Source organism: Metabacillus arenae (assembly GCF_014773385.1).
Classification (GTDB): domain Bacteria; phylum Bacillota; class Bacilli; order Bacillales; family Bacillaceae; genus Metabacillus_D; species Metabacillus_D arenae.
Map to the genome: position 1 here is coordinate 15,932 of NZ_JACXAI010000016.1, position 25,944 is coordinate 41,875.

Consider the following 25,944-nt stretch of genomic DNA (forward strand, 5'->3'; position numbering starts at 1 on the left):
CGTTTTATATGCAATGGGATTACAAGTCTCATTGCTTTTTTGCATTTACATAAGTTTCAGCTCAGCTGTTCTTAGGCATACGGTCAGGTGAAATAGGTTTTTTTCTAAGCAATTCGTTTCTTTTAGGCATCAATAAGGTTTATGAAAACATCTTTAAATAAGTAAAGAGGGTGAAAGGTACTAATGGGTCTAATTGTCCAAAAATTTGGAGGAACTTCAGTTGGTTCAGTAGAAAAAATTCAAAATGCAGCTAATCGGGTTATTCAAGAGAAACAAAATGGTCATAATGTCGTAGTTGTCGTTTCAGCAATGGGAAAAACAACAGACCAATTAGTCTCTATGGCAGAAACAATCAACAGCCATCCAAGCAAAAGAGAAATGGATATGCTATTAACAACTGGCGAGCAAGTCACGATTTCGCTCCTATCAATGGCATTAAAAGCAAAAGGGTTTGATGCAGTCTCTTATACTGGCTGGCAAGCTGGAATCGAGACAGAACCTATTCATGGAAATGCGAGAATTACCGATATTGATACAACAAGAATTCAAGATCAGTTAGGATGCGGTAATATCGTCGTTGTTGCTGGATTCCAAGGAGCCTCTATTGACGGTGAAATAACGACTTTAGGCAGAGGTGGTTCAGATACGACTGCTGTTGCATTGGCCGCTGCGCTAAATGCTGACAAATGTGATATTTATACAGATGTAACAGGTGTATTTACAACAGATCCGCGTTTTATTAAAGGAGCAAGGAAGCTTGCTGGGATTTCCTACGATGAAATGCTGGAGTTGGCAAATCTAGGTGCCGGTGTTCTACACCCCCGTGCAGTTGAGTTTGCAAAAAATTATCATGTTCCTCTAGAAGTTCGCTCCAGTTTGGAACATGAAAATGGAACTATAATTGAGGAGGAGACCACATTGGAACAAAACTTAGTTGTAAGAGGAATTGCATTTGAAGATCAGGTAACACGTGTGACTGTATGCGGGCTTCCAAATGAGCTCACCACATTATCTACAATTTTCACAACATTAGCGGCTAACGGAATCAATGTGGATATTATTATTCAATCTTCAACAAGCCAAGAAAAGACATCTATTTCATTTTCCGTAAAAACAGGTGACCTTGACGAAACTGTAAAGGTACTTGAACAATTTAAAAATAATTTGAACTATGAAAAAATCGAGACAGAAAAAGAATTATCAAAAGTTTCCATTGTTGGGTCAGGGATGATTTCGAATCCAGGAGTTGCTGCTGAAATGTTTGAGGTTTTAGCAAATGAAGGTATCCAAGTAAAAATGGTGAGCACATCAGAAATTAAAGTATCTACGGTAATTGAGCATGAAAAAATGGTAAGAGCAGTAGAAGTTCTGCATGAGGCATTCCAATTATCAAAACAAGAGGCTGTCGTTTAAACTAAAGCTTTATTCTAAGAACTTAATATATAAGAGAAGTTGAACGAAAAGCGCAAAGGGTTAATCGCATAAGATGAGCCGTCAAAAAGGTGCTTTTTAACCTTTTTGACGGATAAGGTTGTGACCTCAGGCGGGATAGGTGCTGGCCAACGAGGATTAACTTTAATGCATTAATTAACTGAAATATCCTGAACTATAATATTAAGGCAATCAGTGAAAATACCGATTGCCTCAAGTGATTCAAAAGTGTTTCAATCACAACAGAGCCTGCGTAAACAGCCTAAGAAATAGAGGGAGGCGCTATAGTAAGCCTGCCTCGTAATTGTGTGGAAGCCTATTACATATTAGTCAAATCTTTGTGATCCCACTTTACTGTAAAAACAGCTTTATTAGCTCGTCTTTTTATTTGTTCATATGTCTCTGTTATTTGGTTGTTGAGCTGCTCCATCTGTTGGGCTAGAAAGCCTGCTTCAAGCTGGAAGAAGGGCTCTTTTTTCGCTTTAAAGCGTGCCTGGATGAGTTCACCCTCCAGCTCAAATTCCATTTCTGTACCTTTTTTATGTACAATACTTAGTTTTCCCCAACCTGCACAATGGAAAAATGATATCACCTCTTCAAGTGAATTAAGAGGGTATTTGCGTGCAAGGTTTTTTCCAGCCCAATAAAGCATTTGGGAGCTTTCTTTGCCTAAGATATCTGGAATTAAAACTTCACGCATCAACTCAAAGCCAAAAGCAGGTACTTCTATGTCTTGTAGTTTTTCAAATTCAGACCGAAATAAATTTTTGTTCATTTTTTCCCCTCTTTCCTTCAATTTATTATATCGTATCTTGAAAAAAGAAAAAATGATACAAAAGTTAATTTCTATTTGGAAAACGACGGTAATAATATATTGATAAAGTAAAAATTAATACAAAAAATGATATTTCAAAAAATTAAAATTTATGAACACGTTTTCTTGACGCTATACCTGTATGGGAGTAAAATAAATTTGTCACATTTTATCAGTAAATATTTAAATTCTAATGAAAGAATGGACATTTGAATTCAGCAGGTGCTCTTCTTTTCCCGAAAAGGGACCCAAAGGTAGATCACCACTTGAATTTGTTTAATTCTTCACAAAAGAATCTTTTTGCTGAAAGATGGAAGTTTAAAAGAATCGATCTAAAGAGTGTACTTATTTGATTAGGGGGTAATGTAAGATGGCTGGAAACAAGGAGTTTATAAATCGAAGACTTCACTCTTTATTGGGAGTTATTCCGGTTGGTGTATTCTTAATTCAGCACCTTGTAGTAAATAATTTTGCTACAAAAGGAGAAGAGGCATTTAATAATGCTGCTCACTTTATGGAAAGTCTTCCATTTAGGTATTTATTGGAAATAGCAATTATTTTCCTACCGCTTTTATATCATGCAATCTATGGTATTTATATTGCTTTTACTGCTAAAAACAATGTAAGCAAATACGGATACTTTCGCAACTGGATGTTCATGCTGCAGCGTGTAACAGGAATTATTACGCTTGTGTTTGTTTCCTGGCATGTATGGGAGACGAGAATTGCGGCCGCATTTGGGGCAGAAGTAAACTTTGATATGATGGCTTCTATTTTTAGTAATCCATTTATGATCGGCTTTTACTTAGTTGGAGTTATTTCAACCATTTTCCACTTTGCGAATGGATTATGGTCTTTTGCAGTGAGCTGGGGATTGACGGTTACCCCGCGTTCACAACTTATTTCCACGTACGTCACGATTGGAATTTTCCTTGCACTTTCCTTCGTAGGTGTTCGGACTATCTTTGCTTTCGTTTAAATAGAGGGAATTAGCTAACTAAAGGAGTGGGCCTTATGAGTAATAATAGAGTAATAGTTGTCGGAGGCGGTTTGGCCGGCTTAATGGCGACAATTAAAGCAGCAGAAGCAGGCGTTCAAGTAGACTTATTCTCCTTAGTTCCAGTCAAGCGCTCTCACTCAGTATGTGCACAAGGCGGAATTAATGGAGCTGTAAATACAAAAGGGGAAGGAGATTCCCCTTGGGAACATTTCGATGACACAGTATATGGCGGAGATTTTCTTGCTAACCAGCCGCCTGTTAAAGCAATGACAGAAGCTGCACCAGCAATTATTCATCTCCTTGACCGTATGGGGGTAATGTTTAACCGTACACCTGAAGGTCTTCTAGACTTTAGACGGTTCGGAGGAACACAGCATCATAGAACAGCTTTTGCAGGTGCAACAACGGGTCAGCAGCTGTTATATGCATTAGACGAACAAGTTAGACGCTATGAAGTAGCAGGATTAGTTACAAAATATGAGGGATGGGAATTTTTAGGCGCAGTTGTTGATGAAGACGGTGTTTGCCGGGGAATAACTGGACAAGACTTAACATCGATGGAAATTAAATCATTCCGAGGGGATGCCGTTATTATGGCAACAGGCGGACCTGGAATTATCTTCGGAAAATCAACTAATTCTGTCATTAATACGGGATCAGCAGCGTCAATCGTTTATCAACAAGGTGTTTCCTATGCGAACGGAGAATTCATTCAAATTCACCCTACAGCAATCCCAGGAGACGATAAATTACGGCTTATGAGTGAATCAGCACGTGGTGAAGGCGGCCGTGTTTGGACTTATAAAGATGGGAAGCCATGGTATTTCTTAGAAGAGAAATATCCGGCGTATGGAAATCTTGTTCCTCGTGATATCGCAACAAGGGAAATCTTTGATGTATGTGTTGAACAAAAGCTTGGAATCAATGGTGAAAACATGGTGTATTTGGATCTTTCCCATAAGGATCCGAAGGAGCTTGATATCAAGCTGGGTGGAATTATTGAAATCTATGAAAAGTTTATGGGTGATGACCCTCGTAAGGTCCCAATGAAAATTTTCCCTGCTGTTCACTATTCAATGGGCGGGTTATGGGTAGATTACGATCAAATGACAAATATTCCTGGACTGTTTGCTGCTGGAGAGTGTGATTATTCAATGCACGGCGGTAACAGATTAGGAGCAAACTCCCTATTGTCGGCGATCTACGGGGGGATGGTTGCAGGTCCTAAAGCTGTACATTATATTAATGGCTTGGAGAAGTCTGCTGAAGATCTTTCTTCTGCTTTATTTGATGGCTATGTCAAACAAGAAGAAGAAAAATGGAATGATATATTAAGTCTTAATGGTACAGAGAATGCCTATGTTCTTCATAAAGAGCTTGGAGAATGGATGACAGATAATGTAACAGTTGTCCGCTATAATGACAAGCTTTTAAAAACAGATGAAAAGATACAGGAATTGTTAGAAAGATATAATAATATCAACATTAATGATACAGCTAGATGGAGTAACCAAGGGGCCACATTCACAAGACAACTGAAAAACATGCTTCATCTTTCTAGAGTAATTACAATTGGAGCTTACAATCGTAACGAAAGCCGTGGAGCACATTATAAACCGGAATTCCCTGATCGTAATGATGAGGACTTCTTAAAAACGACTATGGCTGCTTTTGCCGGCGAGCATGAAGCGCCGAAGTTTCATTATGAGGAAGTAGATACTTCACTTATCGAGCCTCGTAAACGTGACTATTCCAAAAAGAAAGGGGAGAAATAATAATGAGCGAAAATAAATTAGTTCGTTTTATTATTACAAGACAAAACAGTCCTGAAGAGGCCCCTTACGAAGAAACATTTGAAATCCCGTACCGCCCAAACATGAACGTCATTTCCGCCTTAATGGAAATTCGGCGTAATCCAGTCAATGCAAAAGGTGAGAAAACAACTCCGATTAACTGGGATATGAACTGTTTGGAGGAGGTTTGCGGAGCTTGCTCAATGGTTATAAATGGTAAGCCGCGACAATCTTGTACGGCCCTCGTTGATAAGCTGGATCAGCCAATTCGCCTTGAGCCAATGCGTACATTCCCAGTTGTTCGTGACCTGCAAGTAAACCGCAGCCGCATGTTCGACTCACTTAAAAAAGTAAAAGCATGGATTCCGATCGATGGCACCTATGACTTAGGACCAGGTCCGAGAATGCCTGAGAAAAAGCGTCAATGGGCTTATGAACTATCTAAATGTATGACATGCGGAGTTTGCTTGGAAGCATGTCCAAATGTAAACAGCAACTCTAATTTCATTGGTCCTGCTCCTCTATCACAAGTAAGATTATTCAATGCTCATCCAACAGGTGCTATGAATAAAGCCGAGCGTCTTGAAGCTCTTATGGATGATGGAGGTCTTGCAAACTGCGGTAATTCACAAAACTGCGTCCAATCATGTCCAAAAGGGATCCCGCTTACTACATCGATTGCAGCATTAAATCGAGATACATCCCTGCAAGCTTTCCGCAACTTCTTTGGAAGTGATCAAGTGTAAAAAATATAGAGTGAAACTTCCATCAGTGAGAGGTATTCTTCATTCCCACTGATGGTTTGTAATCCAATCCCTCACCTATCTTCTTTATTTCTCCGAAGATCGAGGCGGGGGTATTCCTGCTCATTAAGAGTGGAATAAATGGAAAAGTGCCTGGTTTTGTAACCAGGCACTTTTTAAATTAAGAAAAGGAGTAAAAAAATGAAAAGCATTATTTATATCCAACCTGATTATCAAACATGGAAAAATGGGTTCACCTTTTTCCAGCAAGTAAAAGTCAGATTTTCTGAAACAGACTTATTTGGTCATATGAATAACGTTTCACCGATTCTATACTTTGAAGAAGCACGAATAGAGTTTTTTAAGCATATAGGTATGATGGAAGAATGGATGAAAAAAGACAGCGAAACCATTCCAGTAGCCGCTAATATTCAATGTGATTATATGAAGCAAGTTTATTTCAATGAAGTGATTCAAATCTTTGTAAAAGCATTTGAAATCGGAAATTCTTCAGTCAACCTTCACTATCTAGGGTTGAATGAAAATCAGGAACCATGTTTTGCAGGACAGGGTACAATTGTCCAAATTTCAAGAAGATCTGGTAAGGCAGTTAATTGGCTGGAATCAGACAAGAAACGCCTGTTTGAAAAGAATAGTGTCAAGTTATAAAAATAGACGGAGTCCAATCTCTTAATTCCTTGTTAAAATCAGTCACAGCAGGCTCTACAGACACATATGATATGGTGACTAATTATATATCCATTCGCTATTACCAGCTCTCACCTTAGCAAGGAGGGTTACAATACTTGAAGGAGAAAGATTTTCAATCAAAGCCACTACTGACGAAAAGAGAGAGAGAAGTCTTCGAATTACTAGTTCAGGACAAAACAACAAAAGAGATAGCTAATGAGCTGTTTATCAGCGAAAAAACGGTTCGCAATCATATCTCGAATGCGATGCAAAAGCTTGGGGTTAAGGGGCGTTCGCAAGCGGTTGTAGAGCTCCTTCGTATGGGTGAACTTGAGCTCTAGTTTTCGACCGGCACACCTTATTTGATTTTGGTGGCCGGTCATTAATTTTGTTTCTTTCTATAGACCTTATTGTTCCTAAAGCAAAGATAATGAATGAAGAATTTTCCTGTGTGGAGATGTAGCGTATAGTAATTTAACGGTCGGTTATTCGTGTAATTGCCTTTCCTCTCAAACAGCAATAATCTTTTAGCATATGGGTGCACTTTGTTTATCAGATAAACAATCCCTAAAAAGTCAAACTTTAGACTTTTTATTGTCGATATTCATGGTCATATGCTAACATTATTGGTAAAACAGATGTGAGCCTGTTCATACATATCTGAAGAATTCATTAGTGAGGTATGTCAATGTTGAGTAAAAACCTAAACGGGACAAAGGTTGCAGAAATAGAAAAATCGTTGCGCCATATATCCGGTATTATCAAACAAAAAGGCAGAGAAATATTAAGTCAATATACAATCACCCCTCCTCAGTTTGTTGCATTGCAATGGTTAATGGAGCACGGTGATTTAACAATAGGGGAACTATCTTCAAAAATGTATTTAGCATGCAGTACGACGACAGATTTAATCGATCGTATGGAAAAAAATTCTCTCGTTGTAAGGGTTAAAGAGCCTAATGATCGGAGAGTTGTCCGAATTCATTTATTAGAAGAAGGCGAAAGAATAATCGAAGAGGTTATTGCAAAAAGACAACATTACTTAACAGATGTTTTAAATGATTTCACAGAAGATGAAGTAAATTCTCTTCAAAAATCGTTAGCAAAGCTGCAACAAGAAATGAAGGATGAATGAGGCGATTTTTTGAATAGACCAATTGGAGTAATAGATTCTGGAGTAGGCGGATTGACGGTCGCAAAAGAGATCATGAGGCAGCTCCCAAAAGAAGAAATTATTTATATAGGAGATACTTCTCGTTGTCCTTATGGACCTAGACCTAAAGATGAAGTTCACCAGTTTACATGGGAAATGACAAACTATCTATTAGCTCATCACCATATTAAAATGCTTGTAATTGCTTGTAATACGGCAACTGCAATTGTATTAGAGGATATAAAGGATAAGCTGGACATTCCTGTGATTGGGGTTGTAATGCCTGGAGCAAGAACGGCGATAAAAGTAACAAAAAAAAGGCATATTGGTGTGATCGGCACCGAAAATACGATTGCAAGCCATGCCTATGAAACAGCCCTCAAAACATTAAATAAAAACGTGGTTGTAGAAAGCCTGGCATGCCCGCTTTTTGTGCCCTTGGTTGAAAGTGGAGAGTTCGAGGGAATAGAGGCAGAAGAACTTGTCAAACGTTCATTAAAACCAATAAAAAATACAAAGATTGATTCGCTTATATTAGGATGTACTCACTATCCAATATTAAAGCAGCAGATTGAAAAATACATGGGGACAAATGTAAAAATCATTTCCTCTGGGGATGAGACTGCAAGAGAGGTCAGTACAATTTTATCTTATCAAGATCAACTAAATAAAGACGATATAAATAAACAACATATTTTCTTAACAACAGGTTCTAAACAATTATTTGAAAAAATAGCTTCTAAATGGTTCGGCCAGCCAGTTGAAAATGTCCATAAAATAACCCTAACCTAACTAATCACCTTTCCGAGTGCCAGGCACCTTAATCCATTTTTTTAGTAGTACTAAATTGGTGGATATGGTTCCTGGTACTTTTTTGTTTTATCAGAAAAGCAGTTTGAATTTATTTAATTAATAATGCAATATCGTTTCCCCGCTCCACAATCGACTGTCCCCAAGTCATAAGCCTCACCGTCAGCGAATTATTTGCACCGTTATCGAAATAAATTCACCATCAGCAAATTTGTTCCGTCAAAATCTCTATTCCAGGTTGTCTCATCAATTAAACGATTTGCCATTCCCTTCCGCCTATCAACGGAACTAAGGTCTTGTCCATGCTATGGATATTACTCAAGCAATTCAAGGTCAAATTAAGTAAAGTTTATTAAGTTAGCGCATATCTATCCAAAATTGTTTTTCAAAAACGGTCTAATTCAAAAAATAGCTCGTATACATAGTAGTACAAACTGCCTTAGGAGGGACCTTTATGGCGAAAAGCGGAAAAAAGAAAGTAGCAGCAACGGTTGTAGTATCAACAATGTTATTATCAGGATGTGGGATGTTTGGTGGTGAAAAGACTGCTAAAGAAGTAGATCCGCCTCAGGATGTCTCATATTTAGAAGAGGAAGATAAATCTGAGAAAGAATCTAATGTAGAATCTAGTCAGGAAGACACTAAGAGTGAAAAGAAAGAGGAGCAAGCTGCAGAAACAGTAAAAAGGGAATTGTATTTAATTGATAGCAAAGGACTTGTAGTTGCCCAAACTGTTGATCTCCCAAAACAGGATGGTGCAGCCAAACAAGTAGTCGAATACTTAGTTGAGGGTGGACCAATATCAAATATGCTTCCAGATGGGTTCAGAGCCGTTCTGCCTGCAGATACAGAAGTAAAAGGGGTTTCGATAAAAGACGGAACGGCCACTGTAGACTTTTCTAAAGAATTTGAAGATTATAAACCTGAGGACGAGCAGAAAATTCTTCAAGCAGTAACATGGACCCTTACTCAATTTGATTCTGTTAAAAACGTTAAATTTTGGATTAATGGTCATGAGCTTAATGAAATGCCTGTTGGGGGCACGCCAATCTCTGATGAACTTAACCGTGAAACTGGAATTAATTATGACACAAGCGATGTCATTGACATCACAAATTCTCATCCGGTTACAGTGTATTACTTAGCAGAAAATGAAGATAAATCCTACTACGTCCCAGTAACAAAGCGGGTTAGTAACAAAGAAGAAGACCCAATCGTTTCAGCTGTTAATGAACTGATCGAGGGGCCGGCAAATAGAAGCGGCCTGTTATCTGGATTCCAAAGCGAGGTTGAATTATTAAGCGCTCCTAAAAATGAGGATGGAAAAGTAACATTAGATTTTAATGAAGCCATTTACGGAGCTTTTGATGAAGATAAAAAGGTGATTTCTAAACATGTTTTAAATTCTCTTGTTCTAACCTTAACAGCGCAAGAAGGAGTAGAGAGTGTAGCCGTCACGGTCAATGGAAAAGCTGATTTAGTAAATGAAGACGGAAAGAAGCTGTCAGAACCAGTAACAAGAACTGATATTGTGAATACAGGTAGTTTTTAATCTTATATTTTTGATATACTATATAGTGCAAATAAAAGAGGTACGCTTACAAAAAGCTGCCTCTTCTTTCGTGTTCCATACAAGAAATTTAGGTAAAGGTGTTTTCGAAAATTTTGTAGTTTATTAAAAAAAGCACAAGGTGCTAGTCCTTCGATGACAAGCATAAGACTAGCCGGGTACTGCAGCCCCTGAGCTGGACAATTCTGAAATAAAGCCCTATCACTCTCAATGGCTTATGTATCTCAAGATGTGAGATTTCGGATGTGAGACTCGAAGCAGTATGGTATTTCACCAGCTGCCAGTAGTCTCTAATAAAGCAAAAGCTACAATTTCATAGAAAAGATACTTTTTACATGATTCTATGCTTAGCCTGGAGGTAAAAAAGATGAGAAATGATGGCCGACAATACGATCAAATAAGACCAGTAGAAATAAAGACAAATTTTATTAAGCATCCTGAAGGATCTGTCCTTATTACAGTTGGGGAGACTAAAGTCATTTGCAATGCCACAATTGAGGACAGGGTTCCTCCATTTATGCGGGGTGAAGGTAAGGGATGGATTACTGCCGAGTATTCCATGCTTCCACGAGCAACGGAGCAGCGGACGATCAGAGAATCTTCAAAAGGGAAAATTTCTGGAAGAACGATGGAAATACAGCGTTTAATAGGTCGTGCTCTTCGGGCGGTTGTAAACTTAGAAATAATCGGCGAGAAAACAGTTTGGATTGACTGTGACGTGATCCAAGCAGATGGAGGCACTCGAACCGCATCTATCACAGGAGCTTTTGTTGCCATGACTATTGCTTTGGGGGAGCTTTATAATAAGAATGGAATAAAAGAGTTTCCTATTCAGGACTACCTCGCTGCAATTTCTGTAGGGATGACTAAGCAAGAAGGAGAAATTTTAGATTTAAATTACATAGAGGATTCAGCCGCCGAAGTGGATATGAATGTTGTCATGACAGGTAACAGAGAATTTGTTGAGCTGCAGGGTACAGGAGAAGAAGCAACTTTTACAAGAGCACAGCTTGACGCTTTGCTCGAATTAGCTGAAAAAGGGATCGGCAGTTTAATTGAGATACAAAAACAGGCTCTTGGTGATCTTGCCTTAAAAATTGAAAGTAATTTGGGGGCGAAAAAAAAATGATAGATGAAGTGATAATCGCCACCAAAAATGAAGGGAAAGCAGCCGAATTTAAAACGATGCTTGCACCTCTTGGAGTAAAAGTACGTACATTATTGGATTTTCCTGAAATAGAGGATATTGAAGAAACTGGTCACACTTTTGAAGAGAATGCTGTTTTAAAAGCGGAGGAGACAGCTTTTGCTCTGCAAAAAATGGTGATCGCCGATGATTCAGGATTATCCATTGAATACCTAGGTGGAAAGCCAGGAGTTTATTCTGCAAGATATGCCGGGGAACAAAAAGATGACGCGAAAAACATTCAAAAAGTTCTACAAGAATTAAAAGGCGTTCCTCATGAAGAAAGATCAGCCCGTTTTCACTGTGCCCTTGCTATCGCAGCTCCTGGACAAGAAACAATAACGGTTGAAGGAACTGTAGAGGGCATTATTGCAGAAAAACCTGAGGGAATGGGCGGCTTTGGTTACGATCCCATTTTTATAGTTAAAGACAAGGGGAAAACTATGGCACAACTCACCAAAGAAGAAAAAAATAAAATTAGCCACAGAGCAAATGCGCTTAATAAGCTTCAGCTTCTCCTTCAACACGAGGATTCGGTCTTCAGAGGAAACAAAGAAGACAGGTGATGGATGTTATATGTCCTGTGGTTTTAGGTCTATTATGCCGAAGTTAGAATGGCATCCAACCTTTTAAATATAGTTACTATTTCGTATTTAGAAACTTCACTTTTAGGTGGATTGAAATTACAACTTAATTACGTGCGCAGACTGCCATTTTAATGTTAAAATTCCCATATGAACAGAATCATACCTAATTAGGGAGAGTTAAACATGAAAGCACTAATTATGAGCGACAGTCATGGTCTTACTGAAGAAGTTCAATTAATAAAAGAACGTCACCAGGGAGAGGTAGATGCCGTATTCCACTGCGGAGACTCAGAATTGCCTCTTTGTGAACCTACTCTAGAAAAAATTCATATTGTCATGGGGAATTGTGACTATGATCAAAAGCTCCCTGAGGAAATAATTGTTGATATAAAAGGAGTTCGCTTCTTTGTGACTCACGGACATTTACATAACGTCAAATCTACCTTAATGAATGTAAAATACCGAGCTGAAGAAACAAACGCACAAGTTGTTTGCTTCGGACATTCTCATATAGCTGGCGTGGATTATATAGACGGTATCTTATTTCTAAACCCTGGAAGCATTCACCTTCCCCGGGTGCGAAGGGAAAAAACCTATGCTATACTGGAAATAGAGGAAAATAAAGCTACTGTGCAATTTTTTGAAGACTCAGGTAAGCAAGTTAATGAATTAACACATCACTTTTCATTAGCATAAAAAGGGAGAGAAGAGAAAATTTCTCTTCTCTCAAAAAAGTTTTAAAAAATTATTGACTTTCTATTTGTATATGAATATAATAAAACTTGTCGCTGATACAACTTGATGAATGAAAACAAGTCCCAGTAGCTCAGCAGGATAGAGCAACGGCCTTCTAAGCCGTCGGTCGGGAGTTCGAATCTCTCCTGGGACGCCATATTCTATTACATATAAAACTCTTTTGGATATTCCAAAAGGGTTTTTTTATTTTTTAATCTAAGCTGAGTGGTCAATTCGCCAATCTTCTGTGAAGTATATACATAAAAAGGGGATTTAGCGGTTAAGTTAAGTGCATAAGTCAAAGTGTTTGTAATAGTAGGAAGAAAAAGTCTGAGACTCTAATCACATTTTAGCAACCTGACTAAATCAGGGTAGTTTTAGCATCTGTTCCAATCATTACCGTTTTGACACTAAAAAAAGGATCAATTATAAGGAAAGAAATTGGAAACCAACCCATAGAAAGGAAATTAAATAATCCAAATAATGATCCTCCCAAGACACAAAATGAAAATATTTATTATATACCAAATACCCTTTTCACTCCCTAACCTTGTAAGATAAGTTTACCTCAAAAGAAAATTCAAAAAAAATTTTAAATGGACGATCCGCATTAAATCAATGATGTAAGCGGATACAAATTGATAAACAAATCAAAATTATCTAACAATTCACGAAACTGGTGTTGACACTCGCTTGAAACGAGCGTAATATAAGCTCAAACATTAATTACATGAAGATGAAAGGTTACTCAAAAATATCCGATAACAAATGTTATAAGGATCTTTTTTACAACTTGTATTTCAATGATTTAAAGTGGTTTAACTTAAAAGGAAAGGTGTGCACATGATGAGTGACCAGTGGATCTTTCTAAACGATGATTTCGTAAAAAAAGAAGATGCAAAAGTTTCAGTATACGACCATGGCTTCTTATATGGAGATGGAGTCTTCGAAGGAATTCGAGTCTACAGCGGTAATATATTTAGAATGAAAGAGCACATGGATCGTTTATTCCAATCTGCAAAATCAATCCTCTTGTCAATTCCTTATACCCATGAAGAGCTGACAGATCTCGTTGTCAAAACAGTTGAGAAAAATGGATTGAAAGATGCATACATTCGACTAGTAGTTTCTAGAGGTGTTGGTGACCTCGGACTTGACCCATATAAATGTAAACGTCCTAACATAGTCATTATTGTAGAACCTCTGGCAATTTTCCCAAAACACCTTTATGATACAGGTGTTGACATTGTCACTGTTCCTACAAGGCGGAATCGTCCAGATGTATTAAGTCCAAAAGTGAAATCTTTAAACTATTTAAATAATGTATTAGTAAAAATCGAAGCCCATTTAGCAAATGTAAGTGAAGCTCTTATGCTCAATGATCAAGGCTATGTAGCAGAAGGCTCTGCGGATAATGTTTTCATTTACAAAAATGGAAAATTGCTGACACCGCCCGGCTACTTAGGAGCACTAGAGGGAATTACAAGGAATGCGATCTTAGAAATTGCAAATGAACTGGGATACGATGTTCGGGAAGAACCTTTTACCCGTCATGATGTATACACCGCAGATGAAGTATTCTTAACAGGTACAGCAGCTGAAGTCATTGCTGTTGTAAAAGTTGATGGCCGCGAAATTGGCGATGGAAAGCCTGGAGAACACACGAATCGATTACTCGAGAAGTTCAGACAAAAGGTTATAAAAGAAGGTGTAAAAGTTAACTATAATGACCAAGGATTAAATGTAAGTTAACTGCCTTTTAAGCTTAACAATTGAAAAAGTAAAACGGTGATGAGGATAAGTAGCGGTTAGGTAAAGTATCTCACAGAGAGCCGGGGTAGCTGAAAGCCGGTGATACCCCTAAACGTGAACTCGCCTCAGAGTGTCAGCTTGAAAAACAGTAGAGCTGGCCGAGTACAGACTTTGGTACTCGTTATCAAAACAGGATCTTACCTAAAGATCCATAAGGTGGTCACTTTTGACCATGAAAAAGGGTGGTACCGCGTAGAGTTAGTGAATAAACCTCTTCGCCCCTTTGACCTAGAAAATAGGTCTATGAGGGGACGGAGAGGTTTTTTATATTTTTTAAAAAACAATGAATGACAACCTTATTGGAAGAAGGGATTAAATATTAGCATTAAAGGAGGAAAAGAAATGAGCGCAAATGTACAGTTGGACCAATCAGCTGCCAAATGTACAATGACCATGTCAGGATCCAAAATGCTTATCGAGGCATTGAAAAAGGAAAAGGTGGAAGTCATCTTTGGTTATCCTGGCGGAGCTGTCTTACCGATTTATGATACTCTCTATGATTCAGGAATGTTTCATGTTTTAACAAGACATGAACAGGGAGGTATTCACGCTGCAGAAGGATACGCTCGTATTTCAGGTAAGGCGGGTGTTGTAATTGCAACTTCAGGACCTGGGGCAACGAACTTGGTTACCGGCTTAACAGATGCGATGATTGATTCCTTACCGCTTGTTGTTTTTACAGGTCAAGTTGCTTCATCTGTGATTGGTTCTGATGCTTTTCAGGAAGCAGACATATTAGGTATCACAATGCCGATTACTAAGCATAATTACCAAGTTAGAGATGTTAATGACCTGCCGCAAATTATAAAAGAAGCATTTCACATTGCAACAACTGGAAGACCAGGACCTGTGCTTATTGATATCCCTAAAGATATAGCAATTGCTGAAGGTAAATTTGATTACAATAAGCCAATTGACCTGCCGGGATATAACCCTAAAACAGAGCCGAATTACTTGCAAATTCGCAAGCTGGTAGAAGCTGTTAGCAGTGCTAAAAAACCTGTTATTCTTGCAGGAGCCGGTGTATTGCACGCGAAGGCTGCAAATGAACTGAAGGAATATGCAGAGCAGCAGCAAATTCCTGTCGCAAACACATTACTCGGACTCGGTGGATTCCCAGCAGATCATCCACTCTTTTTAGGAATGGCAGGTATGCATGGTACCTACACAGCAAACATGGCGATCTATGAAAGCGACCTTTTAATCAGTGTTGGTGCAAGGTTTGATGACCGGGTAACTGGTAATTTAAATCATTTTGCAAAGCATGCCACTGTCGCCCATATTGATATTGACCCTGCAGAAATTGGAAAAAATGTTCCAACGCAAATTCCTGTTGTTGGAGATGCAAAAAATGTGTTAAAACAATTGATTCAACAAAACGGAAAAGTATGTGATGCGAAGGAATGGCACGAAAAATTAAACAATAATAAAACAGAATTCCCATTATGGTATACAGAGGGCAAAGAAGAGTGCAAACCGCAGGAATTAATTAAATGGATCTATGAAAGCACAAAAGGTGAAGCAATTGTTACAACAGACGTTGGCCAGCATCAAATGTGGGCTGCTCAATACTATCATTTTAATCAAGCAAACAAATGGGTAACATCTGGTGGACTTGGCACGATGGGATTCGGCTTGCCAGCAGCAATTGGAGCACAGTTAGCAGACCGAAATGCCACAGTTGTATCAATCTTGGGTGACGGCGGTTTTCAAATGACTTCACAAGAGCTCGCAGTCATTCATGAACTTAACTTGCCGATAAAAGTAGTTGTTTTGAACAACCGATCTCTTGGGATGGTTCGACAGTGGCAAGAAATCTTCTACGAAGAACGGTATTCCCATTCAAAATTCTCTACACAGCCTGATTTTATTAAATTAGCTGAAGCATATGGGATGAAGGGTCTTCGAATTACAGCTAAAAATGAAGATGCTAAGCAGCAATTAAAAGAAGCACTGCAGTCTGATCAGCCAATGTTAATCGATGTTCAAGTTTGCCAAGAGGAAAATGTTTATCCGATGATTGCACCTGGTAAAGGTATACATGAAATGGTGGGTGTCAAAAAATGAAACGGATTATCACAATAACAGTTCATAACCATTCAGGAGTTTTAAACAGAATTACAGGTCTTTTTACAAAACGACACTATAATATTGAAAGTATTACAGTCGGTCATACAGAAGTTGAAGGAATTTCAAGGATGACTTTTGTTGTAAATGTGCAAGAAGAAAAAGAAGTTGAACAAATGACTAAACAGCTTAATAAACAAATTGATGTTTTAAAAGTAAATGATATTACGAATCAATCAATCGTTGCAAGAGAGCTGGCCTTAATAAAAGTAGTCTCGGCTCCATCGACTAGAATGGAGATATATGGTGTAATCGAACCATTCAGAGCGACTATCATTGATGTAAGTAAAGATAGTGTAGTGATTCAAGCTACAGGGGAATCAAGCAAAATCGAGGCATTAATCGATTTATTAAAACCCTATGGAATTAAGGAGATTGCCAGAACGGGTACAACCGCATTTACCAGAGGAACACAGAGACAGCAAAATTATGAAAAAACAATTTCAATTGTTTAACTAAAATATATGAATTCAGAATAATCAATCAAAAGGGAGCGAATTAAAAATGGCAAAAGTATATTATAACGGTGACGTAAATGATCAAGTATTAGCAGGTAAAAAGGTAGCAGTAATCGGATACGGCTCGCAAGGTCATGCACATGCTTTAAATTTAAAAGAGAGCGGTGCGGATGTTGTAGTTGGAGTTCGAAAAGGTAAATCATTTGATAAAGCCGTAGAAGATGGACACAATGTATACACAGTTGCAGAAGCAGCCGAGCAAGCAGATGTTATTATGGTACTTTTGCCTGACGAGCAGCAGCAAAAGGTTTACGACGCAGAAATCAAACAGCATTTAACAAGCGGAAAGGCTCTTGTATTTGCACACGGCTTTAATGTTCATTTCCATCAAATTGTCCCTCCAAGTGATGTAGATGTGTTTTTAGTAGCTCCAAAAGGACCAGGTCATTTAGTAAGAAGAACTTATGAAGAGGGAGCAGGAGTACCAGCACTCTTTGCCATCTATCAAGACGTGACAGGAAAAGCAAAAGATTTAGCCCTCGCTTATGCAAAAGCAATCGGTTCAGCCAGAGCAGGAGTTTTAGAAACATCGTTTAAAGAAGAAACTGAGACAGACCTATTTGGAGAACAAGCGGTTTTATGCGGTGGTTTAACATCTCTTGTTAAGTCAGGCTTTGAAACTTTAGTAGAAGCAGGTTACCAGCCTGAATTGGCTTACTTCGAATGTTTACACGAATTAAAGCTAATCGTTGACCTTATGTATGAGGGCGGACTAGAGGGAATGAGATATTCAATCTCGGATACAGCTCAATGGGGTGACTTCGTTTCTGGTCCAAGAGTAGTAGATGCAAAAGTTAAGGAATCGATGAAAGCTGTTTTAGAAGATATTCAATCAGGTAAATTTGCAAAAGATTGGATTGTTGAAAACCAAGTTAACCGCCCTCAGTTTAACGCAATCAACCAACGCGAAAATGAACATCAAATTGAAAAAGTCGGCCGTGAGCTTCGCGACATGATGCCATTTGTTAAACCAAAAAAGAAAGAAGCGGTGAGCGCTGGTGCAAAAAATTAATGTTTTTGATACAACGCTAAGAGATGGTGAACAATCTGCCGGAGTCAACCTAAACTCTCAAGAAAAAATGACGATTGCAAAACAATTGGAACGTCTTGGAGTAAACATAATGGAGGCTGGATTTCCAGCTTCCTCAAGGGGTGACTTTCAATCTGTTCAAGATATAGCGAGAACGATCAAAAACAGTTCGGTTACTGGGCTTGCAAGGTCAGTTAAAGCTGATATCGATGCTGCCTGGGAAGCTTTAAAAGATGGGGCAGAGCCTAGATTACACGTATTTATTGCTACTTCTGATATTCATTTGAAATATAAATTAAGGCAAACACCCGCTCAAGTCGTCGAAACCGCTGTTCAATCCGTTAAATATGCAAAAAAGTTTTTTCCGATCGTCCAATGGTCTGCTGAAGATGCTACCCGTACTGATCTTCCTTTCTTAGCACATATTGTGGAAAAGGTTATTGCTTCTGGAGCTAGTGTTATTAATATTCCTGATACGGTTGGATATACTACTCCAAAAGAATACGGGGAAATCTTTTGTTATTTAAAAGAAAATGTAAAAAATATTGATAAAGTAATTTTATCAGCACATTGTCATGATGATTTGGGTATGGCAACAGCTAATTCACTTTCAGCGATTGAACATGGAGCAAACCAAATTGAAGGAACAATAAACGGAATTGGTGAGCGTGCCGGGAATGCATCCTTAGAAGAAGTTGCGGTAGCCTTGCATATTAGAGGCGATTATTATCAAGCGAAAACCACTTTAAGCCTTCAAGAAATTAAACGAACAAGTGATCTTGTCAGTAATTTAACTGGAATGATCATTCCAGGGAATAAGGCAGTTGTTGGCAGAAATGCATTTGCTCATGAATCAGGTATTCACCAAGATGGAGTCCTGAAAGAAAAAACAACTTATGAAATTATTACACCTGAACTCGTCGGTGTTAAAACAAATTCCATGATACTTGGAAAACACTCAGGAAGACATGCATTCAGAGATCGATTAGAACAGTTAGGGTTTAAATTATCTGAAGAAGAAACAAACCATATTTTTAAGCAATTTAAAGAGCTGTCAGAGAAGAAGAAGGAATTTACGGACGAAGATTTAATTTCTCTTGTTCTTGAGGAAAAGTTAGCAAATGGTGAAGCAGCCTATGAATTATTATCCTTACAAGTCAATTATGGAACAGCTCAAATACCGACTGCAACTGTAACATTAAAGAACCGGGCTCAACAAGAGGTTCAAGAAGCAGCAACTGGGGCAGGAAGTGTTGAAGCGATTTATAACACATTAGAACGTTGTATAGGATCCTCTATTAAACTTTTAGATTATAGAATTCAATCAAATAGCAGCGGCAGAGACGCATTAGCGCAAGTTTATGTAAAAGTAAATTTCAATGGACTTGAATCAAGTGGAAGAGGTATGGCGCAGGATGTTTTGGAAGCTTCTGCAAAAGCTTATTTAAACGCAATCAATCGAATCGTTGTTTTAAATTACGGAACCGAAAAAATAGAAGCAACTGTATAACAATTTTTAATAAGGGGATGGCCATCATGAAGAAAAAAATTGCTCTTTTACCAGGTGACGGAATCGGAAAAGAAGTGATGGAAGGTGCGGTTGATTTGTTGAAATCAATTGCAGAGCATTACCATCATGAATTTGATTTTGAGTACGGTTTAATTGGTGGTGGGGCGATTGATCAAACAGGAGATCCCCTGCCAGATGAAACATTAGAAATATGTAAGGCGTCTGATGCAGTACTTTTAGGGGCTGTTGGTGGACCAAAATGGGATGAGAACCCGGCCGAGCTGCGTCCCGAAAAAGGTCTGCTAAAGCTTCGTAAAGAGCTTGATTTATATGCGAACTTAAGACCTGTTCAAGCATATGAGAGTATTGCTGATCAATCGCCGCTTAAGGCGGAAATATTAGAAGGGGTAGACCTTTTAATTGTTCGCGAACTTACTGGAGGCTTATATTTTGGTAAACCCAGCGAAAGATCTCACCATAATGGGGAAGAATCAGCAGTTGATACTTTATTCTATAATCGGAATGAAATCGAACGAATCATTGAAACAGCCTTTAAATTAGCTAGGGAGCGACGTAAAAAAGTCACTTCTGTCGATAAGGCCAATGTCCTTGAATCAAGTCGAATGTGGCGTGAGGTTGCGGAAGAGGTCGCTTCTAAATATCCAGATGTAGAGCTTCAGCATATGCTAGTAGACAATGCAGCCATGCAGCTTATTCGGTCTCCGAAACAATTTGATGTCATCGTAACAGAAAATATGTTTGGAGATATTTTAAGTGATGAAGCATCAATGCTGACGGGTTCATTAGGTATGCTGCCTTCAGCAAGTCTTTCTGAATCAAGCCTGCATTTATATGAGCCTGTTCATGGTTCTGCCCCAGATATTGCAGGTCTTAATAAAGCTAATCCTGTTGCAATGATGCTCTCTGTAGCGATGATGCTCCGTCATTCCTTCTCACTAGAAGAAGAAGCAAATGCAATCGAGCTTGCAGTTAAGCATGTTTTTGAAAGTGGCAAACGGACGGCTGATTTAGCAGATAAGAATCACGAAAGCTTAACGACAAAGGCTATGGTAGAGGAAGTTAAGGAAGCTATGGCTGATGATCATGCAATTTTTAATATTATGACAGCATATTCTTAAATTTCAGGGGTTGATCCAGAATCTTTATCACTGGATCATCCCCTCTTTATTAAAGAGGCTTAATATCACTTTTAAATAATGGCAAATCGGCGAACTTCCGATTGCTTGTAACCACACATTAATCCTCTCACCTCTGGGGGTTACTTAAACTCTCTGGAGAGATAAGCTTTGTTTCAATGTCGCAGCAAAGCTTAAAATCATCCTTAAAATATGCAGGAGGGATCCAGGTGAAACCGAAGACAATTATCGAAAAAATATGGGATAAACATGTCGTTCATCAAGAAAAAGGAAAGCCTGATTTACTATATATTGATCTTCATCTTATTCATGAAGTTACATCACCACAAGCTTTCGAGGGTCTGAGACAAAATGGACGGAAAGTAAGAAGACCTGATTTAACATTTGCAACGATGGATCATAACATTCCAACAATCGATCGATTCAACATTAAAGATCAGGTTGCTAAAATGCAGGTAAGTGCTCTGGAAAAAAACTGCCGGGAATTTGGAGTAAGATTAGCTGACCTGGAAAGTGAAGATCAAGGGATTGTTCATGTAATCGGACCAGAACTAGGCTTAACATTGCCGGGAAAAACAATTGTTTGCGGCGACAGCCACACATCAACGCACGGAGCTTTTGGGGCCCTTGCATTTGGGATCGGAACAAGTGAAGTGGAACATGTTCTGGCAACACAGACGTTATGGCAATCAAAACCAAAGACTCTCAATGTACAAATTGAAGGAGCGTTGGAAAAGGGAGTAACAGCCAAAGATGTTATCCTTTATTTAATCGGACAATATGGTGTGAAATTTGGCACAGGTTACTGTATTGAATTTTCGGGGGCAGTAATCGAGAACATGTCGATGGACGAACGTATGACAGTTTGCAACATGTCAATTGAAGCAGGTGCAAGAGCTGGATTAATTGCTCCAGATGAAACAACTCTTTCCTATATTAAAGGAAGAAAATATGCACCACACCCTGAACAATTTGAAGAGGCTGCAAAAGAATGGTTGAGCTTGAGATCAGACGAAGGAGCAGTGTTTGATCAAACGATTTATTTAAATGGTGCAGACATTGCCCCAATGGTAACATGGGGAATCAACCCTGGAATGGTCCTTCCAGTTACAAAAACAATTCCAAACTCGGCTGATTATGAAGATGAGAGTGATCAGAAGGAAATAAAACGGGCATATGAATATATGGGTATAGAGGCTGATCAGCCAATACAAAGTATTGAAGTAGACCATGTATTTATAGGCTCTTGTACAAATTCTCGAATGACAGATTTGCGGCAAGCGGCAGACATTATTAAAGGGAAGAAAGTATCAGCAGCAGTAAGAGCTATTGTTGTACCTGGGTCTCAGACGGTAAAGCAACAAGCTGAAAAAGAGGGATTAGATATCATTTTTAAGAATGCAGGGTTCGAATGGAGAGAATCTGGATGCAGTATGTGCTTAAGTATGAATGATGATGTGGTGCCAGAGGGGGAACGCTGTGCCTCGACATCTAATCGGAATTTTGAAGGCAGACAAGGAAAGGGAGCCAGAACTCATCTTGTCAGTCCGGCCATGGCGGCAGCTGCAGCCATTTACGGAAAATTTATTGATGTGCGTGAGCTATATAATGAAAATATTATTTCGGTATAAACGGCGGCCCGCAAACTTTCTGTTATTTAAATGCATGAGGTGAATGTAGTTTGTTCCTCTATCTGGGGAGTTCTGAACGATTGTCACACAATGATAGAATTTTTACTTTATAAGGAGGGATTTTCATTGCAGCCATTTACAATACACAAAGGAAAAGTTGCTGTATTAAATCGAAAAAATGTGGATACCGATCAAATTATTCCAAAACAATTTTTAAAAAGAATTGAAAGAACAGGGTATGGCAGATTTGCTTTTTATGATTGGAGATATCTTTCAGATGGTTCGAACAATCCAGAATTTGAATTAAATAATCCAATTTATCAGGGAGCTTCCATTTTAATAGCCGGAGAAAACTTTGGCTGCGGTTCTTCAAGAGAGCATGCACCTTGGTCATTAGGGGATTATGGATTTCGTGTAATTCTTGCTCCTTCCTTTGCAGATATTTTCTACCAAAACTGCTTGAAAAATGGTATTCTCCCGATACGCATGTCCCATAACCTTTCAAACGAAATTATGACACAAGCAGCGGACAAAGAATATTACTGCCAAGTTGATTTAGAAAATCAAATGATTACAGATGATAATGGCAATGCCCATTCATTCGAAATAGATCATCATTGGAAAGACATGCTCTTGCATGGCAGGGATGAGATTTCTCTTACACTGCTGCTTGATGAACAAATAAAACAATATGAATCAGAAAATAGAGTGTGGTAACATGCACTCTATTTTTATTTGAAAGAAGAGAGAGTCAAGTCTTGCTTGAATTGTTAAGTTAAAATGAATGACATAATCTTTTTAGTTGTTTCAGGTTACTCTGCTAATTCAGATCCTTCTTGTTTTCTTATGCTTTCATTGATAAACTTGATGAAAATAAGCGCTGGAGTTGAGCGGTCAAGATGAAGAAAGATAAGCGTTCTAACGTTGTACCCTTTCCAAACTTAAAGGAAAGGCTTGTCGATAAAGGAATGGCGGCATTAAAAAGTAAACACTACCAAGAAGCGTTGGAATTATTTTCTGAAGCAAAGAAAATGGAGGAAGATAAAGCTGAAATTCATTTAGGAATTGCGCTTTGTTTAATGGAACTTGGAGAATTAGAAGAAGCAAAGAATGTTTGTAAAAAAATGCTGCAGGAAGACCTGGGCCATTATTATACTGTTATGCAAATTTATTTAACCATTTTGATTCAGCTTAGAGAATATGGTGAAGTTCAAGCGACAATCGAGGCAGTCCTAGAGGAAAATCACCTGCCTGCAGAAAGTGCAGAGCATTTTTATAAGCTTTTAGAATTTAGCCGAAAAATGAATACAAATAAAGAGATTGAATTTGAAGATGTAGAAGTAGAAGCAAGGAATCCACAATTTGAAAACCTCCTTCAGAATACTGCGGCTCAAGTGGAATATGTTCATTCATTAAAAGATCTTAATATTACGAAGCATCTTGGAGTGCTGCAAACGATATTGGCTGACCCGCAAGGCCACCCTGTTGTAAAATCGATGATCTTACAACTAATGATGGAAAATGAAATATCTAAGAAGGTAACTGTTACGAAATTTGGGGAATCGATGATTATTATTCCTGATCAGCTGGAGGATTTGGCCGATCTGCCCTTTACAAAAAAAATAATCAGCATGTTGGATGATACGCTTGGCAATGAAAATCCTACATTGTTTGAAGCGGCTAAAGATTTATGGATTCGCCATATGTATGTCCTTTACCCGTTTTTGCCCCAGCCTGCAGATGTAAAGCTATGGGCCGCAGCCGTACATAAAGTGGGTTATGAAATGCATGGGATAGAAATCGAGGAAGCAGAGCTTAATGAAACATATAACTTAAATCAAAAAGGATTAACAAATGCATGTCAAAAAATAATGGATATAGAAAAAATTTCTTATTTGTAATTATAGGTGTATTTGTTGAAAGAGATGCATTGTATGTTATAATATAATGGTTGCAAAGTGGAGTTTTTTAGAATGAAAGCTAAAAATCATTCTCTTTTTGTTTGGTTTTGCTCCATACATAAGGGTATAACAAATATTTGCTTTGTATAAAATGATCAAAGCAAACCTTTTCTAATTAGGCGCAATATTAGCCTTAAAACACTAAGACCAACAACTATTCAATAGATTTTTGGAGGGAAACACATGTCAGTTAAATGGGAAAAGTTAGAAGGTAATGAAGGCGTTCTAACTGTAGAAGTAGATGCAGAAACATTTAATACCGCATTGGATTCTGCATTTAAAAAAGTAGTAACAAAAGTAAACATTCCAGGCTTCCGTAAAGGAAAAGTTCCACGCGGGCTTTTTGAGCAGCGCTTTGGTGTAGAATCTCTTTATCAGGATGCTTTAGATATTATATTACCGGTAGAATATCCAAAAGCAGTCGATGAAGCAGGTATTGATCCAATTGATCGCCCGGAAATTGATGTCGAGCAAATTGAAAAAGGCCAAAACCTTATTTTTACAGCAAAAGTGACGGTAAAGCCTGAAGTTAAATTAGGCGAATATAAGGGTCTTGAAGTTGAAAAGGAAGATGCAGCTGTTTCGGATGAGGACATTGAAAACGAGTTGAAAACTCTTCAAGAGCGTCAAGCAGAATTAGTTGTGAAAGAAGACGGAAAAGTAGAGGAGGGCGATACTGTTGTCCTTGACTTTGAAGGTTCTGTTGATGGTGAAGTGTTCGAAGGAGGAACTGCTGAAAACTATTCACTAGAAATTGGTTCTGGCCAGTTTATTCCTGGTTTTGAAGAGCAATTAGTCGGCTTGGAAGCAGGGGGAGAAAAAGATGTTGAAGTTAATTTCCCTGAAGAATATCATGCTGAAAACCTTGCTGGTAAACCAGCAGTATTCAAAGTGAAAATACATGAAATCAAAGCAAAGGAACTTCCTGCTTTAGATGACGAATTTGCAAAAGATGTAAACGAGGAAGTTGAAACTCTTGAGGAATTAAAAACAAAAACAAGAGAGCGTTTAGAAGAATCAAAGAAAAATGAAGTTGAAGCAAAGCTTCGTGACTCATTAGTTGAAAAAGCTTCTGAAAATGCTGAAGTTGATATTCCAGAAGTTTTAGTCGAAAACGAAGTAGACCGTATGATGAAGGAATTTGAACAACGTCTTCAAATGCAAGGGATGAACCTTGAGCTTTACTTCCAATTCTCAGGTCAGGATGAAGAAGCATTAAAAGCTCAAATGCAAGAAGATGCTCAAAAGCGTGTGAAGTTCAATTTAACACTTGAAGCAATTGCTGCAGCAGAAAACTTGGAAGTAAGCGATGAAGATGTGGAGAAAGAACTTGCGCACATGGCAGAAATGTACAAAATGCCTGTTGAAAACATTAAGCAAGCGATTGGATCTACTGACAGCTTGAAAGAGGATCTAAAAGTTCGAAAAGCGATCGATTTTCTTGTGGAAAACTGCTCATATGTTGCATAATAATAAATAAGAGAACAGGGCGCGATTTGATCGTGCCTTGTTTTATACAATCAAACATAGCTTATGGAGCTCTAACCTGCTTAATCAGAGGGTTATTGGTTCTCTTTACCTACATTCTATTTCAAACATAAGCGTTATTTTTTACATTAGATGGGGTACTATATATAATAATCTATACATAACAGTTAATGATTCCTTTAAATCGTAATATTACCT

23 protein-coding genes, 1 tRNA gene and 1 other annotated feature are annotated in these 25,944 nt (G+C 38.3%); of the genes, 23 read left to right on the plus strand and 1 reads right to left on the minus strand.

The annotated features are described in order from the left end of the window. The first annotated feature begins 183 nt into the window (after positions 1-183). Positions 184-1,413, plus strand: coding sequence for an aspartate kinase (locus IC621_RS13020; RefSeq protein ID WP_191158752.1), 1,230 nt, complete (start codon positions 184-186; stop codon positions 1,411-1,413). A gap of 337 nt (positions 1,414-1,750) precedes the next feature. Here the strand turns inward: IC621_RS13020 and IC621_RS13025 are convergent, their stop codons facing one another. Next, on the minus strand, positions 1,751-2,206 hold the full coding sequence (locus IC621_RS13025) for a YslB family protein (protein ID WP_191158753.1): 456 nt from the start codon (positions 2,204-2,206) through the stop codon (positions 1,751-1,753). A 409-nt stretch (positions 2,207-2,615) separates the two neighbouring features. On the opposite strand from IC621_RS13025, the gene IC621_RS13030 reads away from it, so the two are divergent. From IC621_RS13030 to tig, 22 genes are all read left to right on the plus strand, one after another. After that, entirely contained in the window at positions 2,616-3,224 is a 609-nt protein-coding gene (locus IC621_RS13030; RefSeq protein WP_191158754.1) for a succinate dehydrogenase cytochrome b558 subunit, read from the plus strand. Between the two features lie 35 nt (positions 3,225-3,259). Continuing rightward, a complete protein-coding gene (gene sdhA / locus IC621_RS13035) occupies positions 3,260-5,020 on the plus strand; it encodes a succinate dehydrogenase flavoprotein subunit (RefSeq protein ID WP_191158755.1) in 1,761 nt (586 codons plus the stop codon). 2 nt (positions 5,021-5,022) lie between these two features. Then, on the plus strand, positions 5,023-5,784 hold the full coding sequence (gene sdhB / locus IC621_RS13040; protein WP_191158756.1) for a succinate dehydrogenase iron-sulfur subunit: 762 nt from the start codon (positions 5,023-5,025) through the stop codon (positions 5,782-5,784). A 198-nt stretch (positions 5,785-5,982) separates the two neighbouring features. Next, the gene (locus IC621_RS13045) at positions 5,983-6,450 is read left to right on the plus strand and encodes an acyl-CoA thioesterase (protein WP_191158757.1); all 468 of its coding nucleotides are present in this window, start codon (positions 5,983-5,985) and stop codon (positions 6,448-6,450) included. A 137-nt stretch (positions 6,451-6,587) separates the two neighbouring features. Next, positions 6,588-6,812: a spore germination transcription factor GerE gene (gene gerE / locus IC621_RS13050; protein ID WP_191158758.1), complete on the plus strand. Its 225-nt coding sequence runs from the start codon at positions 6,588-6,590 to the stop codon at positions 6,810-6,812. Between the two features lie 347 nt (positions 6,813-7,159). After that, positions 7,160-7,606 (plus strand): MarR family winged helix-turn-helix transcriptional regulator, encoded by a 447-nt coding sequence (locus tag IC621_RS13055; protein WP_191158759.1) that lies wholly within the window; start codon positions 7,160-7,162, stop codon positions 7,604-7,606. Positions 7,607-7,615: 9 nt separating this feature from the next. After that, positions 7,616-8,416, plus strand: a complete 801-nt coding sequence (racE, locus tag IC621_RS13060) for a glutamate racemase (RefSeq protein WP_191158760.1) — start codon at positions 7,616-7,618, stop codon at positions 8,414-8,416. 472 nt (positions 8,417-8,888) lie between these two features. Further along, positions 8,889-9,986 (plus strand): GerMN domain-containing protein, encoded by a 1,098-nt coding sequence (locus IC621_RS13065; protein ID WP_191158761.1) that lies wholly within the window; start codon positions 8,889-8,891, stop codon positions 9,984-9,986. A gap of 385 nt (positions 9,987-10,371) precedes the next feature. Continuing rightward, a complete protein-coding gene (rph, locus tag IC621_RS13070; RefSeq protein WP_191158762.1) occupies positions 10,372-11,133 on the plus strand; it encodes a ribonuclease PH in 762 nt (253 codons plus the stop codon). After that, positions 11,133-11,756: an XTP/dITP diphosphatase gene (locus IC621_RS13075; RefSeq protein ID WP_191158851.1), complete on the plus strand. Its 624-nt coding sequence runs from the start codon at positions 11,133-11,135 to the stop codon at positions 11,754-11,756. The genes rph and IC621_RS13075 overlap by 1 nt, the downstream gene beginning before the upstream one ends. 204 nt (positions 11,757-11,960) lie before the next feature. Further along, entirely contained in the window at positions 11,961-12,473 is a 513-nt protein-coding gene (locus IC621_RS13080) for a metallophosphoesterase family protein (protein WP_191158763.1), read from the plus strand. A 119-nt stretch (positions 12,474-12,592) separates the two neighbouring features. Next, positions 12,593-12,669, plus strand: a tRNA-Arg gene (locus tag IC621_RS13085). Positions 12,670-13,358: 689 nt separating this feature from the next. Then, positions 13,359-14,264, plus strand: coding sequence for a branched-chain-amino-acid transaminase (gene ilvE / locus IC621_RS13090; RefSeq protein ID WP_191158764.1), 906 nt, complete (start codon positions 13,359-13,361; stop codon positions 14,262-14,264). A gap of 27 nt (positions 14,265-14,291) precedes the next feature. Beyond that, positions 14,292-14,550, plus strand: a binding site (T-box leader). A 116-nt stretch (positions 14,551-14,666) separates the two neighbouring features. Continuing rightward, a complete protein-coding gene (gene ilvB / locus IC621_RS13095; protein WP_191158765.1) occupies positions 14,667-16,391 on the plus strand; it encodes an acetolactate synthase large subunit in 1,725 nt (574 codons plus the stop codon). Then, entirely contained in the window at positions 16,388-16,906 is a 519-nt protein-coding gene (gene ilvN, locus IC621_RS13100) for an acetolactate synthase small subunit (protein ID WP_191158766.1), read from the plus strand. The genes ilvB and ilvN overlap by 4 nt, the downstream gene beginning before the upstream one ends. Before the next feature lie 49 nt (positions 16,907-16,955). After that, positions 16,956-17,981: a ketol-acid reductoisomerase gene (ilvC, locus tag IC621_RS13105; RefSeq protein WP_191158767.1), complete on the plus strand. Its 1,026-nt coding sequence runs from the start codon at positions 16,956-16,958 to the stop codon at positions 17,979-17,981. Beyond that, complete coding sequence (locus tag IC621_RS13110) at positions 17,968-19,509, plus strand: 2-isopropylmalate synthase (protein ID WP_191158768.1); 1,542 nt, start codon at positions 17,968-17,970, stop codon at positions 19,507-19,509. Before ilvC ends, IC621_RS13110 begins: the two co-directional genes overlap by 14 nt. A gap of 26 nt (positions 19,510-19,535) precedes the next feature. Next, complete coding sequence (gene leuB / locus IC621_RS13115) at positions 19,536-20,648, plus strand: 3-isopropylmalate dehydrogenase (RefSeq protein ID WP_191158769.1); 1,113 nt, start codon at positions 19,536-19,538, stop codon at positions 20,646-20,648. Between the two features lie 227 nt (positions 20,649-20,875). Then, a complete protein-coding gene (gene leuC, locus IC621_RS13120) occupies positions 20,876-22,297 on the plus strand; it encodes a 3-isopropylmalate dehydratase large subunit (protein WP_191158770.1) in 1,422 nt (473 codons plus the stop codon). A 126-nt stretch (positions 22,298-22,423) separates the two neighbouring features. Continuing rightward, positions 22,424-23,014 (plus strand): 3-isopropylmalate dehydratase small subunit, encoded by a 591-nt coding sequence (gene leuD, locus IC621_RS13125; RefSeq protein WP_191158771.1) that lies wholly within the window; start codon positions 22,424-22,426, stop codon positions 23,012-23,014. 182 nt (positions 23,015-23,196) lie between these two features. Next, positions 23,197-24,198 (plus strand): tetratricopeptide repeat protein, encoded by a 1,002-nt coding sequence (locus IC621_RS13130; RefSeq protein ID WP_191158772.1) that lies wholly within the window; start codon positions 23,197-23,199, stop codon positions 24,196-24,198. Positions 24,199-24,441: 243 nt separating this feature from the next. Further along, a complete protein-coding gene (tig, locus tag IC621_RS13135) occupies positions 24,442-25,728 on the plus strand; it encodes a trigger factor (RefSeq protein ID WP_191158773.1) in 1,287 nt (428 codons plus the stop codon). The last annotated feature ends 216 nt before the right edge of the window (positions 25,729-25,944 follow it).

What these genes read in the sequence shown, in the direction of transcription:
- IC621_RS13020 (WP_191158752.1), top strand. Translation starts at nt 184, where the DNA reads ATGGGTCTAATTGTCCAAAAATTTGGAGGAACTTCAGTTGGTTCAGTA.
- IC621_RS13025 (WP_191158753.1), bottom strand. Translation starts at nt 2,206, where the DNA reads ATGAACAAAAATTTATTTCGGTCTGAATTTGAAAAACTACAAGACATA.
- IC621_RS13030 (WP_191158754.1), top strand. Translation starts at nt 2,616, where the DNA reads ATGGCTGGAAACAAGGAGTTTATAAATCGAAGACTTCACTCTTTATTG.
- sdhA (WP_191158755.1), top strand. Translation starts at nt 3,260, where the DNA reads ATGAGTAATAATAGAGTAATAGTTGTCGGAGGCGGTTTGGCCGGCTTA.
- sdhB (WP_191158756.1), top strand. Translation starts at nt 5,023, where the DNA reads ATGAGCGAAAATAAATTAGTTCGTTTTATTATTACAAGACAAAACAGT.
- IC621_RS13045 (WP_191158757.1), top strand. Translation starts at nt 5,983, where the DNA reads ATGAAAAGCATTATTTATATCCAACCTGATTATCAAACATGGAAAAAT.
- IC621_RS13055 (WP_191158759.1), top strand. Translation starts at nt 7,160, where the DNA reads ATGTTGAGTAAAAACCTAAACGGGACAAAGGTTGCAGAAATAGAAAAA.
- IC621_RS13065 (WP_191158761.1), top strand. Translation starts at nt 8,889, where the DNA reads ATGGCGAAAAGCGGAAAAAAGAAAGTAGCAGCAACGGTTGTAGTATCA.
- rph (WP_191158762.1), top strand. Translation starts at nt 10,372, where the DNA reads ATGAGAAATGATGGCCGACAATACGATCAAATAAGACCAGTAGAAATA.
- IC621_RS13080 (WP_191158763.1), top strand. Translation starts at nt 11,961, where the DNA reads ATGAAAGCACTAATTATGAGCGACAGTCATGGTCTTACTGAAGAAGTT.
- ilvE (WP_191158764.1), top strand. Translation starts at nt 13,359, where the DNA reads ATGAGTGACCAGTGGATCTTTCTAAACGATGATTTCGTAAAAAAAGAA.
- ilvB (WP_191158765.1), top strand. Translation starts at nt 14,667, where the DNA reads ATGAGCGCAAATGTACAGTTGGACCAATCAGCTGCCAAATGTACAATG.
- ilvN (WP_191158766.1), top strand. Translation starts at nt 16,388, where the DNA reads ATGAAACGGATTATCACAATAACAGTTCATAACCATTCAGGAGTTTTA.
- ilvC (WP_191158767.1), top strand. Translation starts at nt 16,956, where the DNA reads ATGGCAAAAGTATATTATAACGGTGACGTAAATGATCAAGTATTAGCA.
- leuB (WP_191158769.1), top strand. Translation starts at nt 19,536, where the DNA reads ATGAAGAAAAAAATTGCTCTTTTACCAGGTGACGGAATCGGAAAAGAA.
- IC621_RS13130 (WP_191158772.1), top strand. Translation starts at nt 23,197, where the DNA reads ATGAAGAAAGATAAGCGTTCTAACGTTGTACCCTTTCCAAACTTAAAG.
- tig (WP_191158773.1), top strand. Translation starts at nt 24,442, where the DNA reads ATGTCAGTTAAATGGGAAAAGTTAGAAGGTAATGAAGGCGTTCTAACT.